At 36.8% G+C, this 18906-nt stretch carries 16 protein-coding genes and 1 pseudogene; 13 read left to right on the forward strand and 4 right to left on the reverse strand.

The window, feature by feature from the left end; all coding sequences use genetic code 11:
• Positions 1-86 precede the first annotated feature (86 nt).
• Positions 87-626 carry a DUF402 domain-containing protein gene (locus M3166_RS03935; RefSeq protein WP_251687518.1) on the forward strand — a complete coding sequence of 180 codons (540 nt, stop codon included), beginning with the start codon at positions 87-89 and terminating at the stop codon, positions 624-626.
• A 659-nt stretch (positions 627-1285) separates the two neighbouring features.
• On the opposite strand, the gene M3166_RS03940 is transcribed toward M3166_RS03935, so the two are convergent.
• The 3 genes from M3166_RS03940 to M3166_RS03950 are packed head-to-tail and all read right to left on the reverse strand — an operon-like array spanning position 1286 to position 3028.
• On the reverse strand, positions 1286-2422 hold the full coding sequence (locus tag M3166_RS03940) for a zinc-dependent alcohol dehydrogenase (protein WP_251687520.1): 1137 nt from the start codon (positions 2420-2422) through the stop codon (positions 1286-1288).
• Between the two features lie 21 nt (positions 2423-2443).
• On the reverse strand, positions 2444-2806 hold the full coding sequence (locus tag M3166_RS03945) for a spore coat protein (protein WP_251687522.1): 363 nt from the start codon (positions 2804-2806) through the stop codon (positions 2444-2446).
• Between the two features lie 12 nt (positions 2807-2818).
• Entirely contained in the window at positions 2819-3028 is a 210-nt protein-coding gene (locus tag M3166_RS03950; RefSeq protein WP_251687524.1) for a spore coat protein, read from the reverse strand.
• Between the two features lie 428 nt (positions 3029-3456).
• Between M3166_RS03950 and M3166_RS03955 the strand changes: the two genes are divergently transcribed.
• Positions 3457-4506 carry a spore germination protein gene (locus M3166_RS03955; protein ID WP_251687526.1) on the forward strand — a complete coding sequence of 350 codons (1050 nt, stop codon included), beginning with the start codon at positions 3457-3459 and terminating at the stop codon, positions 4504-4506.
• A 32-nt stretch (positions 4507-4538) separates the two neighbouring features.
• Positions 4539-4895, forward strand: a complete 357-nt coding sequence (locus tag M3166_RS03960; RefSeq protein ID WP_251687528.1) for a cupin domain-containing protein — start codon at positions 4539-4541, stop codon at positions 4893-4895.
• A 321-nt stretch (positions 4896-5216) separates the two neighbouring features.
• Here the strand turns inward: M3166_RS03960 and M3166_RS03965 are convergent, their stop codons facing one another.
• On the reverse strand, positions 5217-5561 hold the full coding sequence (locus M3166_RS03965) for a hypothetical protein (RefSeq protein ID WP_251687530.1): 345 nt from the start codon (positions 5559-5561) through the stop codon (positions 5217-5219).
• A 305-nt stretch (positions 5562-5866) separates the two neighbouring features.
• On the opposite strand from M3166_RS03965, the gene M3166_RS03970 reads away from it, so the two are divergent.
• The 10 genes and pseudogenes from M3166_RS03970 (at position 5867) to M3166_RS04015 (ending at position 18902) form a co-directional block, all read left to right on the forward strand.
• Positions 5867-6337, forward strand: coding sequence for a DinB family protein (locus tag M3166_RS03970; protein ID WP_251687532.1), 471 nt, complete (start codon positions 5867-5869; stop codon positions 6335-6337).
• A 273-nt stretch (positions 6338-6610) separates the two neighbouring features.
• Positions 6611-6763 (forward strand): hypothetical protein, encoded by a 153-nt coding sequence (locus tag M3166_RS03975; protein ID WP_251687534.1) that lies wholly within the window; start codon positions 6611-6613, stop codon positions 6761-6763.
• Between the two features lie 648 nt (positions 6764-7411).
• Positions 7412-7735, forward strand: a complete 324-nt coding sequence (locus M3166_RS03980; protein WP_251687536.1) for a hypothetical protein — start codon at positions 7412-7414, stop codon at positions 7733-7735.
• 62 nt (positions 7736-7797) lie between these two features.
• Positions 7798-8148: pseudogene (locus tag M3166_RS03985) on the forward strand (tyrosine-type recombinase/integrase); the annotation flags it as partial.
• 722 nt (positions 8149-8870) lie between these two features.
• Positions 8871-9584 (forward strand): vWA domain-containing protein, encoded by a 714-nt coding sequence (locus M3166_RS03990; RefSeq protein ID WP_251687538.1) that lies wholly within the window; start codon positions 8871-8873, stop codon positions 9582-9584.
• On the forward strand, positions 9581-10315 hold the full coding sequence (locus M3166_RS03995) for a protein phosphatase 2C domain-containing protein (protein WP_251687540.1): 735 nt from the start codon (positions 9581-9583) through the stop codon (positions 10313-10315). Before M3166_RS03990 ends, M3166_RS03995 begins: the two co-directional genes overlap by 4 nt.
• Before the next feature lie 2 nt (positions 10316-10317).
• The gene (locus M3166_RS04000) at positions 10318-11718 is read left to right on the forward strand and encodes a serine/threonine protein kinase (protein ID WP_251687542.1); all 1401 of its coding nucleotides are present in this window, start codon (positions 10318-10320) and stop codon (positions 11716-11718) included.
• The gene (locus M3166_RS04005) at positions 11715-14795 is read left to right on the forward strand and encodes a DEAD/DEAH box helicase family protein (protein WP_251687543.1); all 3081 of its coding nucleotides are present in this window, start codon (positions 11715-11717) and stop codon (positions 14793-14795) included. Before M3166_RS04000 ends, M3166_RS04005 begins: the two co-directional genes overlap by 4 nt.
• The gene (locus M3166_RS04010; protein ID WP_251687545.1) at positions 14785-16464 is read left to right on the forward strand and encodes a hypothetical protein; all 1680 of its coding nucleotides are present in this window, start codon (positions 14785-14787) and stop codon (positions 16462-16464) included. Before M3166_RS04005 ends, M3166_RS04010 begins: the two co-directional genes overlap by 11 nt.
• Entirely contained in the window at positions 16464-18902 is a 2439-nt protein-coding gene (locus M3166_RS04015; RefSeq protein WP_251687547.1) for an AAA family ATPase, read from the forward strand. Before M3166_RS04010 ends, M3166_RS04015 begins: the two co-directional genes overlap by 1 nt.
• The last annotated feature ends 4 nt before the right edge of the window (positions 18903-18906 follow it).

Below are 18906 nucleotides of genomic sequence, written 5' to 3' on the forward strand. Positions count from 1 at the left end.
TGCTAACGGAGCCTTTAATCGAAAAACAATTTTCATCAATCGGACGCATTTCTTAAACAAGGAGATGCGTCGATACGGAGGATGGGATGAAGAGAAAATATGGGGATCGTTCAGAATGGAAAAGAATCACAAAGAGAAAATACGCGCAATCTTATCTTGATACAAAGGAATTTAAGGGGTATATCACTTTACTACATACTATTGAAGTAACTAAACCATTATCAGTCATGTATGGAGAAAATGATATATGTATTTGTGATGATGGTTATATGTGGCTTCAACAATTTCCCATAGACAAAAAGCATTCAGTAACAACCATGTTTGATAATAAGGGGAATATCGTGCAGTGGTATATAGATATTTGCTTAAAGAATGGATTAGATAGAAATATTCCTTGGCTTGATGATTTATTTTTGGATTTTATTTTGTTACCTTCTGGAGAAGTAATTCTAAAAGATGCTGACGAACTAGAGGAGGCTTATTTAAATGGGATTATTGAAGAATCCCTTTACAATTTAGCTTGGGAAGAAGCTAACAATATTACTGAGTTAATAAATAATAAAAGCTTTGAATTGATAAAATTATCTAATATCCACAAGGAAATCTTAGTAAATAAATTAAAATAGTCAAAGGCTATTTATTCAACACTCGGGCGCGATTCTTCAATAAGAAGATCGCGTTTTTCCGTTATAGGACCAGTTCTTGAATAAAAATCTTTTACGTCATAAGGTGGCACAGTATGTGTGTTATATGTGTGTATATTATGCTACTTAATCCCATCAATTTTATATATTGTTCATTTAGAAATATTATATTTTAATAGGATTTAAGCTTTATTTGAATAACGGGGGGTTCGTTAAAGGGAGTTTTGTAAAAGGACTTCTTTGGGATTGGAAGAATAAAAAAAGAATCTCCATTAATGCAATTGTAACTGTGAAGATTATTATAACTGTTACACCATGTCAGAATGTAATTTTCTAATACTATTTGTGTTCCTCATGACTGCTTATGTGGCAAGATGATTAGAAAGAAGAACTAAAAGATGACCATCCATCCATTTAGTTTGTAATTATTTCTTGAATAGTAATTACTTTGAGTAACAACAAAAAAATTAAACTGAATACCATAAATAAAACTCTTCCTATAGTAAAGCTATAGAAAGTCTTTACCAAATTCTTTACTTTAATAAAAGAAGAACTATTTTGAAAATTTGTATTGAGGGACAGGGCAAAAGAAAAAGATACTTTTGCGATAAAACAAAGACAAAAGTACCTTCACACTAATTTTAAGGTTTTAAAACCACTTTAATGCAATCTTCTTGTTTTGTATCGAATATTTCATAGCCATGTTTTGCTTTTTCAAGAGGAAGGACATGTGTGATGATATCACCTGCATTCACTTTACCATCAGCGATTAAGTTATAGACATGAGGCATCAGGTGTACAACTGGTGCTTGTCCAGTACGTATCGCTACATTGCGTTGGAATATATCACCGAGTGGGAAGGCATTATATCTCCCACCATAAACACCGGTAATTTGGATCGTTCCTCCTTTACGTACTGCTTGACTGGCGGTCACAATCGCTCCCATAGCACCACTTTGCAGTTTTACGCCACTTGCAAGGAATTCTAGAGGCGTCATTTTTCCGCTCATCCCGACACAATCAATGACAACATCGGCACCGCCCTTTGTAATTTCCTTTAAATATTCACCACAATTTTGATGATCTTCAAAATTAACGATTTCGACGTTATTTGTCTTTTTTGCATGTTTAAGACGATACGCGATGTAGTCAACTGCGATTACTCTTTCTGCACCTTTCAACCAAGCAAATTTTTGTGCCAATAGCCCAACAGGTCCGCAGCCAAGAATAACAACCGTATCTCCTTTTTTCACACCGGCATTCTCTACACTCCAAAAAGCAGTAGAGGCAGCATCGGCAAGGAGAACAAGACTTTCATCAGGAACTTCAGATTTCTCCGGAATTTTAAAAGGGAGAAAATTGCCATAGGGAACACGCATATACTCTGCCTGTCCTCCTGGAAAACCGCCTGTAGTGTCTGAATAGCCAAAGTAGGCACCCATTTCACCATTGTCATTGGAATTATCACATTGACTTTCCAGCTCGTGATTACAGTACCAGCATTGACCACAGGCAATATTAAAAGGAATGATAACCCGGTCACCCTTTTTTACCTTCGTCACATCCTTGCCGACTTCTTCTACAATTCCCATCGGTTCATGGCCAATAACGTAATCTTGTCCAAGATTTGGAATCATTCCATGGATCAAATGCAAGTCTGACCCACAAATGGCTGTTGTTGTTAGGCGGACAATAATATCATCGGCTTTTTTTATTTTAGGGTCTTTTACTTCCTTGACCTCAACATTTTTAACACCTTGATAAGTAACAGCTTTCATTAAAAAATCCCTCTTTTTTAGTTAATTTTTTGGTGGGGTAGGGAACATTCCTTTGCGGTTCATGCTCTTAGGGAATAATTCCAACTGTGCAATACTAATCGCATTTTCTGCAGATTTAATATCCAGTTCTTTTTGACCTTCAAGATTAAAGGGCTTCAGCCATTCTTTTTTCATCATGAGTTCAGAAATCTCAAAATATAGATCAATCATGACGTTCAGTTGCGTTCTCATAATTTTTTGGAGTGCAGGGGAAGCTGTTTCGGTTAAGGCGATTGAAAGGTTTCGAATACCCGTTTTGGTAGTAAGTAAAAACTCAAGCGCAACTCCCGAATCCGTTAGTTCAGGCATTCCAACTGAATTTATAGGATCTAAATAGTCTTGCATATCATTGTCCTCCTAATATTCTAATTCTGATTTAGAGTAAAGCTTAACCATGGCAGTGAGTGCAGGGGTAGAAAGTTTAACATTTTTGTCTAATAAGTCTCTTAAATCATCATCAAAGACAACCCCTTGACTCAGCTTCGATTTAAGTAAACTAGTTGTCATAAAGTTTATAACTTCATGAAATTCCATTGTTTCATGAACTGCTAATTTTTTCTCTAACACGTAAAACGCACCTCCAGATTTTCCTTTGAAAAGTAAAGTTACTATGATGAAAGTCTACCCTGCAGAAATCTATATATACATTTAGGTATTGGATTAGAAATGAAAATACTAAAGAAAACTATATCTGCTTTAAAAGCTTTTCCGTACATGTACATTGGTTAGAGAAGGAGCTATTTATAAATGAATTGCGCCTTTGTTATTGAAATATAGGATTAGCAGATAATTAGTGCTTCACCATCCATTAATGCATTAATGTAATATTTAGAAATACTTAACCTCAAATCCTACATAAAATGCACCTCAGTACTCCTAAATCTATATGGAATGATAGAAAATTTTGTATAAAAGGTCGCTATGGTTGAAATAACTGTAGAAAAGCAAAGAAAGGTATCGGTGCCATGTTTTCATTTTTTAAAGGGAAAAAGTAAATGAATTATAGTAAAAATCAGCAAGGAAATAGCCCTACTGAATCTACTGATAAATCGTCGAATAACATCGATACCTCATTGTTCGTAAATGTAGAAATCATTAAAAAAAGAACAGGAAATAGTTCGGATATTGTAATCAGACCGGTTAAACTTGGGAAATTCCCTAAGGTTAAAACGAAAATTATTTATGTTAAAGGGCTGGTAGATAATCAAACTATTAACGACTTTTTAATAGAAGCGATGATTGATCATCCTGCATCCCAAGAACAGAATCCGCAACAGGAAGTAATCGATATGATTGCCGAAGATGTTGTAGCTGTCGGTGGAATAAAAAAATCAAGGGACTGGGACGAACTATTCACAGAATTAATGTCAGGAAATACGATTATATTTATCGAGGGCAACAACGCAGCACTAAGTGTCAGTACTCAAGGTGGGGAAAGACGTGCCATTCAAGAGTCGACTACCAATGGATCGATTCGTGGCTCGAAAGAAGCATTTAATGAATCAATTGAGACTAATATTGCTCTGGTACGTCGGATTATCAATACGCCAGATTTGTGGATTGAATCCATGAAGATTGGCAAAATGACGAAAACAGATGTTTCCATCATGTATATAAATGGCATAGCAAAGGTTGAAATCATCGAAGAAGTACGTAAACGTTTAAAAAGAATTGAAATCGATGGCGTCTTGGAATCCGGTTTTATAGAACAGCTGATTGAAGATCAGACAAATACTACTTTCCCTACTATACATCATACAGAGAGACCCGATGGAGTGGCAGGTAATCTTCTTGAAGGAAGGATTGCTATATTCGTAAACGGGACTCCTTTTGTGCTGATGGTTCCAGCCTTGTTTATTGACTTTTTTCAATCGGTTGAGGATTACTATGAACGTTTTGACATCTCATCAGCCATTCGTTTATTACGTACGATTATCTTCTTTATATCCCTTGTTGGGCCTGCAGTCTACATCGCTGCGACAACCTTTCACCAGGAGATGAGTTTAATAAGAATTAAAGGATTATCGTTCAATATTGTTGCATAAGTGTTCTATATCCGGATGCTTGGAGGTACATAATGGAGTTTTATAAAATTAGTAAAGAAAGTGGTAAGAAGATTTCTCATTTTAATTCAAATTTTATAATGACCCGAGTTATTCAAACAGATGAAAAAACCAATATTGGATGGATGCACTTAGAGGAAGGTGGCGTTATAGGATATCATCAAGCAGTAGTACCCCAACTTTTATTAGTAATAGCAGGAGAAGGGTATGTACGTAACGATAAAGAAAAGTATTTTATGGTCCAATCTGGAGATGGGGTGTTTTGGAGAAAAGATGAATGGCATGAAACTAAATCAGATAAAGGTTTAACTGCTATTGTAATTGAAAGTGTTGAGCTAAATCCTTCCTTATTTATGCCCTTAAAGAAATAAGATGTAGTGAAATCGCTTTGAAATTCCTGAAATACAAAACCCTAGTCAGTGGCTTCCAGCTCCATTAACAATCGGCGCTTTTCTTGAATAAGAAAAGTGCTTTATTCAATTAAAGGGCCATTTTCTGGAATAAATATATACGATAATAAGGGGCTGTTTTGAGATAATCCATTATATTTTTAGGTGCTGTGCTGTAAAATTTGATTGTTATTTTTATTAAATTAATAAGCGTAATCCAAAGTAAATTGAATACGCTTATTGGTTCAAGTGGTGAATAATTAGGAGTTACTACGATTTAATAATCAACTTTTATTACTATATTTATTCGTTGGGTGATTGGGATTTGATGTTATATAATGTACGTGATTTCTCGATATATTTTACAGTACATTGATATGTCCCTTGCTTAATATTTCTAAAATCATCAAAATCTCCAAAAACAACAAGATCACCATTAATTTCTACGTGAAGTTCGTGGATAGATGTTCTACCTGTTGATTCAAATTCTGTTACAACACATTCACCACTATAAGTTTGAAATTTTTTATTTTTAATGGATACATAATCCTCTGTTTCCCAAATTGTTAGTAATAAACATAGGATTCCAAAAAAAGTTGTTGTAATCACAACCGCATAAAAATCTTTATGTTCTCGTTTTTTCTTCACAAAAAAGACTACGATAGAAGTGCATATGATTAGTCCTATTAACGGATAGATTATGTCTATCAAATTTTTAAATCTCCTTTTAAATTTACAATACCAGAATGAAGTATATATTAATATTCGTTATTCAACAATCGGGCGCTTTAGTTGACTAATGATTAGGTGGCCTTCTTTATTTACATATTGTAACGGTAAGCAATTAGTTTCTTTGATAAGAAACGTTTAGCAAATTACTAAAAAAACATAGAGGATTTTGGTGACTAGAATCTAACTCTTATAGTTAAAACAATTATATTGGAGTGATCAAATTGATAAACTTTTTTAAATATAACTGGCAGGTAAGAAACGAATGGTTTGATTGGTGTAACCAGCTATCGAATGATGAATTGAAAAAAGAAAGAACTGGTGGAGTAGGGAGTATATTATATACTCTTTTTCACATTATTGATGTTGAATTCAGTTGGCTTCGTGGTATTCAAGGCAAAGAAGACATAATAGTTGAATTTGCTGATTATGATACGCCTGAAAAGGTTAAAGCTCTTTCTGATAAATTGCGAAATGAAATAGCAGAATTTCTAAGTAAAGATATAGATGAATTTAAAAATAAAGTTGTATATGTACCATGGGATGAAGATAAATATACCGTTGAGGAAATATTACACCATATAATTGCCCATGAAATTCATCACATTGGACAACTCTCTATTTGGTCAAGAGAATTAGAACTCACCCCCGTACCTGCTGACTTTATTGGCAGAAGGTTTAATCCTATTATTTGAAAGCTATAAAAAGATTCTTGTAAATACAGAACAGATTTTAAAAAATACAGATTTAAGAGTAGTCAGCTTATTAGGTAGTGGTATTCATTTTCAAAAAGATGGTTGGCAACCTGTTGACCGATTATTAACTTCTCAAGTAGGTTATGAAAGCGATAGAACAAAGAATCGCCAAAAGATCTCATTTGATTACAGGTTGCCTCATCCCAAGTTGTTGCTAAACGTATAATTGATGAAATTTATGCTTCAGATTTTGATACAAAAGAGTTCGGAAAAATGGTTGATGACAAGGTAACGAATTTTTTACAAAATACAGACAAACAGCTTTATTACATTGATATTCTTGAATTAAATGATTTTAAAATTCGTTACGGAATTACAAGAGATAGTGAATCAAATTATTTTTGGATAGAAATTCAAAAACAATAGTACAAATAGTTTAAAGAAAGGTGAAAAGTATGAAAAAACACTTTCGCTTCTTCTAATCGCTGTACTTGTATTAAGTAATTTACCTCCTCAATTTTTTGGAGATATTTTTACTAGTGAAAATGCTAAGGCAAACAGTCAAGTACCATTATATGATGGGGATATTTATTTAGATATTTTACAATTGATTGCAGGTGAAAGTAATGAATACCTGTGTGTAGAAAAAAAGGTTTATCGGGAGGAATATTAAGAGGATTTTCGTTATACAACAATTTACGATGGCAAATTAACGGGAAGTCCTTCCTCTGATAATACGGTATTTAATCTCAATGGAAAATACATTAGAGCATATCCAGGAGATAAATGATATTACATTGTCCCTGGAAAGGAAGGGACAGCCCGAAATTTAATTCATGTAGCGGATATAACAGATAATGAGTTTATTCAGCATTATGGATGAAGTCTTGATAAATATAATGATTTAACTAAATATAGAATAACAGTTGGTAACATAAATAATAATTGTTGGTTAATCTACATCGGAAACGTCATGAAAATGGCTGGTGGTTATGCTGAAAATACAAGTACGAGCTTCGATAGAACAAACCCAACTCTTAAAAACATATAAGTTTATAGAAAGTGGTGAGTGAAATGGAATTTCAGGAAGTAATTAATTCTATTTATGTAGGAATGAAATTTAAAAAACCTAGGGTAGAAAGTGAAATTATAGCAATAAATGACAAACGTATAATATATTCTATCGGTAATAAAGGCAATTCGAAAAATATTACCATTGAAGCGTTAGAGAATGCTTTCAATGAAATCCTAACGAATGGTGAATTATCAAGAACTTGGTTTAACAAGTCGTATCCCAGTCTAGCCAAAACATCTCCTTGTAATTTTACATCGCTTGGTGGAATACTAGAGCATATAGGGTTAGTAGAATACATACAAAAAAAATATATCAAGAGATAAGGAAATAATATTAGGGGGTACAGTGGGAGAGATTAGCGAGGGAACTATATGAAGATAATGACTTAGTCATTTGTACCAATACGGGAACCTTAGAAGATTCACGAAATGTTGTTCGTGTCTTAAAGCGGCTAATTAAAAGTACGAAAGTGCATAACATTCGTTTTCATGATATTCGGCATACACATGCATCGATTCTTATTTCAGAAGGTGTAGATATCGTTAAAATTTCAAAGCGTTTAGGTCACGCCAACCCTAAAATTACATTAGAGTTTTATGCGCACCTATTGCCGAATGTAGACAATGACATTGCAGACATTTTTCACAACGCAACGCAATCCAAAATAACACTAAATAATTGGAAAAAATCCTGCGGACAAATTGCGGACAAATCCAAAAAATCAGGCGTAAAGTAGGAAGTCTCCCAAAAAGGAAAAGCCCGTAAACGTTGATATAACAACGTTTATGGGCACTTGAATGGATGGTCTCGACAAGTCTCGAACTTGCGACCCCCACCTTGTCGAATTTATCCAGCTAAATAAACCGAGTCAAATTAAATTCAATTAAGTTAAATAAGCCTGATTTAATAAGGTTTTTGAAACAGTAAAAATTAATTCAGTTAAATAAAATTAGCACAAAAAAATAATTCTGCGGACAAATTGCGGACAAAAGAGTAAACAAGTGGTTTGTATTACTCTTTTTTTGTTTTTCTGTATTAACTGTATTATAAATTTTATGTCTATATAGGTAGGGGCTCTGTATAAGCTATTATACAGTTACTTATCTAACGGAAAATGTTACAGCTTTCGGTTCAATTGTAGCGAACATCTTAGCAGAGGCGTACGTAGATAAGGGGAGAATTGAACAGACAGGAGAGAGGTCACAAAATATTTCGTAATAATAGTTCTTTTTTGCTGATGTATTTAAGTGAATTTAATCCAGAAAAATCATATTGTGGGATAATAAATTTAAACCGGATTTACTTTTTGAAATGAGATTCTGCATTTAATTTTCACAGCTTAGTTTTAACTAATACTTTTATCATAGGTAATAAAGTAGAAAATCGTCATCCTAATCTATCGGTGAATAGTCATATTATGCTACAATTCATATATATGGAAATTTTGGGGTGGTTACTGTGGGATTAAACGATTTTACGATAAAAAAAGCGAGAGCATTACCGGTTTTTATACTTGTTGATGCAAGTGGCAGCATGGAAGGTGAAAAAATCGAGCAGGTCAATGTCGCCCTGCAGGAAATGCTTGTTTTACTAAAAGGCGTACGTGGCGCACGCGGGCAAATTAAGCTGTGCATTATTGAAGTTGCACAAACTGCACAAGTCGTCCAGCCATTAACAAATATTGAAGAGGTAACGCCACTGCAATTTAAAGCGCGTGGAAAAACGCCGCTTGGAGAAGCATTGCAGCTCGTATCGGGTTTAATGACAGACGAGACAATGATCCAGCCGCGTGACTTTGCGCCGATTTTAATTGTGATGAGTGACGGCATTCCAACGGATATTACGAGAGAGATGCATGAAAATCGTCCAATTACGCAGCAGGCTTACGAACAATGGGCACCGATTCAGGAACTGAATCATTTATTTGAAGGGACAAAAATTTTAAAGCTTGCGCTAGGGATTGGTGATGAAGCGGATTTCAATGCATTGCGTGCAATCGTGAACAATCCTCAAGTGCCAATCGTCCGTGCAAAAAATATTGTGACAATTGAGAAGTTTTTCAAGTTTGTTACACGTACAGTAACGCAAAAATCATTAGCGGCTAATCCGAATTTATACAGCTTTGAGGATGTACCATTTGATGAAATATTTACTGAGGACGAGCTTCTATGATTGACTACGGCCTACACCAGATCGAATTACTAAAGCTCAAACTAACTTTCTTTTGGGGCTCCGAAACTGGCGATGCGCATAAACATGAAGGTAAGCACAATGAAGACGCAATTTTTTTTACGTATTCACAGCATTATTTTGCTATGGCAATCGCTGATGGACTAGGGTCATGTTCAAAAAGCGCAGCAGGAGCACAATATGCTGTTACAGCCTTTTGCCATTATATCGATGAACTATTTGCTAATGGTGTTATCAATATAGAGCGAAGCCACATATGGACGTTTGTACAAATGTGGCGACATCAGTTTCAGAGCGCCATGAAAGATCATGATACAACATTACAATGGGTCATTTTTACAAATGATTACTATTTTGTCGGCAGCATTGGTGATGGAATAGTTTGTTCGAAAGGGCAAACTTTTTATCTATTTCCACAAGCAAAACAGCCGTTTAGCAATGTAACCGTTAGTTTAACAGGCTGTACAGAATGGTCTATACAGCTATCTAAAAGAATTAGCGAGCCAATGCTGCTGCTTACTGCAACTGATGGCATTGCCAACGATTTACAGCAGGAGGCTTTACCGCAGCTGCTACAATATATGGAGCAGCAAATCGTGCTTGATACCGTAGCGTTCCAACAAGAGTTACAAAGCTGGGTAAAAAATTGGGAAACCGCCAAACATACTGATGACCGAACAATTGGCATTTTACATATAAAAGGTAGGGAATAGGGATGACGAACAAGCAAGTGACCGACCAGTTCGGCAATCAATACTTATTAAAGGAATGTATAGGTGAAGGAGCAGAGGGTGCTGTCTACCGAACGGATGTCGAAGGGAAATTAGTGAAGTTAGTTAAAATTGAGGCGACGCATAAGGAAAGCTGGACCGAACATAAAAAATGGCTCGTGCGCAAAAATATTCCGTCAAGTGTCCAAATCATTTTACCGCTAGCCGTTCTTACTGGAGATGATTTAGGTTATGTAATGAATGAGGTCGAAAACCATGTACCACTCGTTGAATGGATTCAAAAACCTGAAGATGAAGCGTTAAGTGACTGGTATAACGTGAAAACGGGTGGTGTCAAAAAACGAGTTGAAATCGCAGCGAATTTAGCAAAAAGTATTCGCAATTTACATACGGTCGGGTTAGCGTTTAGCGATTTATCACCTATGAATATATTAGTGTCACCGACAAGTAAGTCGATTTGGATAATCGACCCGGATAATATTACGTCACCGGGGATGTTTAATCAAAAAGTTTTAGGCACGCCAAGATATATCGCGCCTGAATTATTCCATGAGTCGCGTTCGATTAGTTCTTTAACGGATACATATGCATATGGAGTATTAATGTTTGAAATGTTCCGTTTAGGTCATCCGTATATTGGTGACGATTTAGCGGACGCGTCACCGGAGGAAGAGGAGCAAGCGTTTAAAGGTTTGTACCCGTACATTGAGCATCCAACCGATGATTCGAATCGAAGTACGGTGCATTTACCAGCAAATTTAATTTTAACACCTGCCATCAATCAATTATTCGAGCGCCTTTTTGTCGAAGGACAAGAAAACTTTTTAAAACGTCCGACACTGCTTGAAATGTACCGCGAATTTAATTTAACGCAAGATTGCGTCAATCACTGTAGCTGTGGAGCATCGTATATTTTGCAAACGAATTGTTGCCCATGGTGTGATACGCCAGCGCAGCAGTTAACATTTTTAAACTGCGTGAAAGAAAGCATTGTCAAAGACGCCATTTTAGAAAACGGTCGTTTAACTAAATCAAAAGAAGTAGCGCATCAAATTTTACTGCCGCTTAACATTTGGAAGCCGGTCTATCAGCATCATTTTAATCCGAATGTCGCGCAAGAGGACAATATAGCGCTTGGGACGATTCGGTTAGAGGTAGATAAAGTCGTTTTTATTAATCGACATAGCGATCAAAAGCCGTATCTAGTAGTAGACCGCATGACGAAGCAACGCAAAAAAATTGAGTTTAATGATGGGGTTGTTTTAAATGCTGGACAAACGATTTTAATTCAAAGTATGACGGAAAAACTGAACAATTACATACCAGAATTAGAGAGTGTCAAATTATTCAATTATGTCGAGCTTTCAGTAGAGGTGAAAAAATGAAGCCACAACAATTAAATTTAGGCAAACAGCTACAATATCGAGCAATGTTACAGCAGCCGTTAGCACCTCAGTATATAAATACGTTTGTTCAATTACAAGTAATTGCTGAACAGCTCTATATACGCTTAGACGATAGCATGCTAACACTGCAAATAACGCCGTATGAAGCTGAAACGTTGCGTGAGAGCTATCAATATTTGCATGAGCGATTATTAGTGCGTGTCGATGAAGTAAATGGAAATGAAGTGTATTTCACTACGTTTAGTTTTCCAAAAGGGCTAACGATTACAACAGAAAATCCTTTAAAGCTTGTCGTATCGTCAAAGTTTTTATCACTTTGCAAGTCATTTAACATACCGACAACAAATGTAGTGGAATTTTTAACGGACGAATTTTTGATTGATGATTATGCTTTTGCATTCTCACAGCAATCATTAGAGGAAATAACGCTTATCGGTGAAAATTATTTAATTACATTTAAGCAAAATAACCAGCGTATTTTAATGACGTATGATTTCAAAAAACGACCAAAAAATATTGGCGCCAATAATATCGCGGTGCTACGCGGAGCAATATCATTCCAAGAGCATTTAAATGATGCGCAGATGAAATTTGAGCTTGAAAAGCAATATGAAAAAAACGTACGTGATAATGAAGAGCTTTTAGGATTATGGCGTTTGTACGGTGAGCTAGAATTATCAACGACACTTGAGGAAAGCGAAAAGCTTGGCTTTGTGTCCTATCACGATAAAACTGAGTTTTATGATATCGATGGAAAGCGTCAAGTAAAATTTTTAACAGATAAACGGCCAAATGCGCAATTTGCAGAAACGAAGTTAGGCTTTGCCTGGACGTTAAAAGAAGGGGACTTTATGAACTCGACTTTTATCGGCAATAAGCTAACAAATATTCAAAAGGTAAGTGAATTTGAGTATGAGTTTACTATTCAAGTAGACAACCGAGATGTGACCATTCCAGACGTTGGTTATATTTGCGGTAGTATCGTTGGTTCAAAAGTAATGAATGACCGTCGTAATAAAGCGTTAGAGAAAATTTTGAACGGCTCATCGGCATTACCAACGTTAAAATATATTATTCAAAGCGGTGAAGGTTCAACTGAGCCTGTTAAACTCCGAAAAGCGATAACGAATGATTTATTGAAAAAAATCTTTAATGACGCTTCTAAGCAATTCACCTCTCAGCAAGAGGCATCGATTGGCATTGGTTTAAATGCAAGCGATTTAGTCATAATTCAAGGTCCTCCCGGCACTGGTAAAACGACGGTCATTCGTTCTATTGTACACCGCATTAATGAGGTACATAACGGGCGCGTAAATATTTTAATTTCAAGTGCTCAGCATGATGCAGTAGATAATGCCATTAAAAATATGGAGTTTTGTGGTCTACCAGCAAACCGAATCGGCGGCAAAATGGGCGATGATGAGCTTAAACGATCACGCAACATTATTAAATGGTTAGACAATGTGCAATCAACGACTGAAAATTTAATGCAGCAAAAGGACAAGCAGCTTACGTATAAAACGACACGAGATATATACGGCACGCTACAAGACTTGTATATGTTTGAAGACGACTCAAAATATACGATGCAAAAATTGCATGAGCTAGCATCGCTTATTAAAATGCTACCGGATGCGCATGTAGACATTATAGAAAAAATCGAAGCACTCATTTCAACTTTACACCAAAAAGAGCATGTCGTTACACATGATACACAGTCAGAGCTTGTAAGCTTGCTTCAGGCACAGCGGCTAACGATGGCGAGTTATTTAGATGACGGTGCGTTTAAATTAGGCGAGTTAATGCGCTATTTCAAAATGGAGCATCCAGATTTTGAGATGCCAAAAGTATGGAACGGCATGCGACTAGCATTCGAAGCAGCAGAAGTGGAAGTGCTCTTACCAGACTTTAAACAATCGATTACCAAGCTTTTAGAGCAACATCAGTTAGAAAATATTGTTGACGAGCAACCGCTTGCTGAAAAAATTCAGCAGCTACATGAACTGATAGTACAGTCGTTAACTAACAAAAAGAAAACGATTGTCAATGTGTTACAGCAGTTCCAGGAGGATTTAAACAGTCCGTCAAATATTAAGGAAATAATTGAACAGTATACAAAAATTAATGCGTCAACTTGTCAGCAGGCGGTGTCGAAAAAATCATTCGGTAAAATGGATGGTCTTATTTACGATTACGTCATTATCGATGAAGCAGCGCGTGCAAATCCACTCGACTTACTCATTCCGATGAGCCTTGGTCGAAAAATTATTTTAGTAGGTGACCATAAGCAGCTGCCGCATATTTTAGAGCCAGAAATCGTCAAGCAGTTAATCGAAGCGAAAAAGGATCCTGAGGTGGAAAAGCTCGTAAAAAATTCATTGTTCGAACGCTTATTCGATTTATTAAACAAAAATAAAGATGCTTTTGGTGTCCGTACAACGATGCTAACAGAGCAATATCGAATGCATCCTGTCATCGGCACGTTTGTAAGCGACCAATTTTATGATGGCAAGCTGAAAAATGGTGTTACCAAAGCGCAGCGTCAAACGAATGTCATACGCTATGACGAAAAGGCGATTGCCTGGTTAAATGTGGACGCAGAAAAGGGACCGGAAAAAGGGACTAGTAAAGAAAGTAAATATCGTCCAGCAGAAGTAGAACGATTACAGAAGGAGCTGTACCATGTTTTACAACACACGACCGATGAAACAATCGGCATTATTACGTTTTATAAACGCCAATTAGTTGAAATTGAAGCAATGATTAAAACATTCCCGGAAGTTGATCAGCTACGCATTGAAGTGGGTACAGTCGATTCATTCCAGGGGAAAGAGTTTGATTTTGTCTTTTTATCAACAGTACGAAGCAATAAACGCCAAGAGGTTGGATTCGTATCCAATGCCAATCGTCTGAACGTTGCCTTTAGTCGTGCGAAACGTGTTTTAGCAGTCATTGGTGACCGTGCAACGATTTGCGGTGACGAGGAAAAGCCAGTTATTCCGGCTTTTGCAGCGTTTGAACAGCTATGTAAGAAAGAGGGCTATTATGATCAATAAATATGCAATGACATTCCGAAAAGCGGATGTTTCAGGTCCTGTCTATGAACAGCAAATCACTTGGCCGCTTTATGCGTGGAAAGTGTATTTACCGGAAAAAGTCACGTCGGAAATCGATATTTTGCAGCGTTTTGTATTAGCGGTAGCAGAAGTCGAAAATTTGCAAACGACTAATATTTTTATAGAAATCGGTATTACAAAGGATTTAAAAGAAACGATTATTCAAAAATGTGAAGAGTTAGGTTATTTAGAAAATAATACGCTAACCAAAGAGGGAGAGAGCGTTTTACATGCCAATCACGACAAAAGTATTACGTCGATGGAAAAGTTGAAGCTAATGTATTTATTCATTGACGCTGTAACGGGAGATTTAGTGCCGACTTTTTCAATCGATGAATTGCCGATTGCGCGTGAAATGACCTTCCACCACGGACTTTCGTATGACCGTAAAAACGAACGAAAGCCTAATATGTTTGAAATTGAAGACAAACTTCGTAAAGCGAATTTAATGCGTAAGCAAATGAACGCCATTAAAAAAGTTAGTGGTGTAGAATCGGTAACGCTCGAAGAACTAGACCATGAAGACCGTAATTATGACGAGCTTCTACTAGAATTCGAGGGATTTTTCGAAGACGAAAGTGTACAACTAGAAGATGAAGTTGCGATTGAAACGATTAACGTCTCACATTTAGGCATTGACGATGTCTTAAATGAGCTAGATGGTGAGCAGCAACTGGACGGTTCGTTCGGCCATAGCGAGGAACTATCGCAACAACAAAAGGGAGTGCAAGCTAATCAGCCAACGCTTCATAACCGTACGCTTAAATTTAGAACCGATAAACCAGAGCTCATTTATGTGCCGGTTACGATTTATGGCCATGCCGATACGTTTTTAAATAAAAAAATTAGTGTAAAATCGCCATTTTCGGAAAACGAGGATTTATGGTTCAATTCGAAATTTGTCTTTATTCAAAGTAATGATGACGCGCTACAGCAGTTTGTTGAAAAGATGCGGGATGAAATGTATGAGCAATTTAAAGCCCGATATGCATTTTCAAATACGATGAATATTCAATTGCTAACGGATTTCCCGCTAATTGCAAATGATGCAAAATGGAAAAAACTACGCAATGAAATTGAGTCTGCAGAAATTGCGTATTTACGTATCCAAAATGGCGACAAAGATTATGACAATTATTATATGCGCGTGCAAAGAACGTTAGAGCTTGCCTTTTACTTAGTATTTGAGCGCCTATCGGTATCGCCTATTTTAAAAACGGTGCGACGCGAAAATTATGCGGCAACACTCGATAAAATTAGCAATGAATTAAGCATTGCCATTCCGAAAAATTATTATAACTTCAATACGTTCGAAAGAGTAAGTCGCTCAGCTAAATCGAAAATAAGTTTTAGCTCGAGTAAAGACGCGATTATGCTATACGCCCTGAATGCCTATTTTAGCAAGGATATCGTGTTAATTGAAGTGCTACGCCAATTGCCGAACGTCTTTAGCGAAATTAGCGCAATTGTTGATGCGCGTAATAACGGTGCACACTATTCGACCAAAGCAATTGATCATGAGGCGACATATACGCAAGTACGCCAATCATCTATTGAGATTTTACAAACTTTAATTAGTCACATCCTTTTAAGAAATGAGCGAACATAATGAGTAAAAAGTCTAACAGTATTTTTAAGCAAGTCAGTGCAGCCAAAAAAAATAGTAACATGACGAAGCAGGACAATATTGCTCGTATTGCACAAGAAAATATCGGAAAACGCAATGCGCATTTGGACCAAGACGAGCGTATTCAACAGCGCCTTGAGCAAATTGAAGCGGAAAACGAATTGTACCGTGAAGACTTGCAGGAGGAAAAGGAGCAGCTAGAGGCGGAGTATAAGGGACTACGACAACAGCTACTGACAGAAATCGAGCAACAAAAAGAGGAAATTGAAAAAGCAAAGGCGACGTTAAATGATAGGCGCGTAGATTTACAAAATGAACGTCAAGAACTGTTAACGGCGTACGAAAATCGTGAGAAGCAACTAATCGAACAAATCGAGAAAAACGAGCAAAAAATTCTAGAAGCTCAGCGCGTGAAATTATTTGCAGATTGGCAGCAGCAAATGAACCAACAAGAGAAACAACTCCAACAAGCGTTACTTTCTGAAAAAGAGCAGCTTGAAGCGATGAAAAAACAGCAACAACAGTTGTTACACGATGCACGCGTACAAGCAGAAAAAACGCTATTTTCGGCGACGAAAGAAGCCCAGCAAAAGCTACAGCAGGCGCACGATTCACTAGTGGATGCCGAGGAAAAGAAAGTAAAAAGCATTCAAGAAGCACGCCAAAAGCTAGAGGCGAAATACGCAGAGCTAAATGCAGATTATGAGGCGAAGCTATTAGAGGTTATCGAAAAAGAGCAAACATTAAAGAACCGTCAAATGTTACTATCCATTTCTGAACAAGACGTAGAACTAATGCAAGTAGAATATAAGAAAAAGCAGCAGTTTTTAGAAAAGCAGCTAAGCGAGCTCTCACCATCACGTGTCGAGCAACTACAATTTGAAATTCGTCGCTTACAGGAAACGAAAGAAGCAGACTATCAAATTATCGAACAGCTAAAAGATGAAATTAAATCGCTGAAAAAGCTTATCCCAGAAGATGAATTACGTTCAATGTCGGTCATTACTGAAGAGGTTGAATCTTTAAAGCAAGAAAACAAGCGTTTACTAGACATTTTGGCGCAAACACCTTCTGAGCAAGAGCTGCTCTATTTAAAATCGCTCCCGAAAAAAGTAGAAATGCTCGAAGAAAACTTAATTGCAGAACGTCAATCACGCATCAATGCGGAAGGACGTGCTGAAAACTTACAGATCGGCGTATTAGAGCTAGAGCAAACGAAGCGCGTAACAGAGACGTTAAAAACGGTGAACGCACAGCTACAGCAAGAGCTTGATAAAATTAACGAAGTGTACAAGCAAAATACGCAAAGTAAATTCCCGGGCTTAGTGGAAATTGATCATTTAATTGCTACACAGCCTCCGACGAAAAAACAGCTGTTAGATATTACATTGCCAGAGCTTGTCACATATTTACAAAACTACGGGGCAACTCAGCTAGGATTGTATTATAGCGAAAAAATGATTCGTGCTTTTATCGCCTCGCTAGCAGCTTCAAAGCTAATCATTTTACAAGGTTTAAGTGGTACTGGTAAATCGAGTTTAGCACGACTTTTTAAAGAAGCGATTAATGTGAAACAAACACTAATTCCTGTACAGCCGTCTTGGCGCGATAACCGTGAGCTACTTGGCTACGATAATGATTTCACACGTCGCTTCAAAGAAACGGTGTTCACGAAAAAGCTGTATGAAGCAAGTGCACCCGAAAATCAGCAAAACTCGTACTTTATCGTACTCGATGAAATGAACTTAGCCCGTATCGAATACTATTTCGCAGACTTTTTAGCGGTCATGGAGGAGCATAAAGACGATTGGAAGGTCGCGCTAGTGTCGAGCAACGAGGAGCTAGAGGTGAACCGTCCGAAATATTTAGTCGAAAACGGAACGAGCTTAATGATTACGCAAAACATTTGGTTTATCGGGACGGCTAACCGCGATGAGTCGACGTTTGGAATTACCGACAAAGTGTATGACCGTGCACAAGTCACTAACTTCGTAAAACGCGAGGAAAAATTCGATGCACAGCCTGTTGACAAAATCGATTTGTCATTTGAACAGTTTAATCATCTTTTAACAGCGCCATTTACAGATTCGAAACACCAGTTAACGTCTAATGAACACCAAGTATTGCAATTAATAGATGTGCAATTACAGGAGGACTTTGAGATTACGTTCGGTAACCGTATATTAATGCAACTTGAGCGATTTGTTGCGACATATAGCGCAGCAGGTGGTTCGAAATTAGATGCGATTGATTACGTTATTGCGCATAAGGTGCTGCGTAAATTAGAAGGTCGTTACGAATCGTACATGGTGAAAAAGCTAAAAGAACTGCTAGAAAATTTAGAAAATCTTGGTGGTCCAGGTAGCTTTACAGAATGTCGTCAAGTGATCGAAGTGAAGTTAAACCGATTAGGAGAATAATCGT

Source organism: Solibacillus isronensis (genome assembly GCF_023715405.1).
GTDB lineage: Bacteria > Bacillota > Bacilli > Bacillales_A > Planococcaceae > Solibacillus > Solibacillus isronensis_B.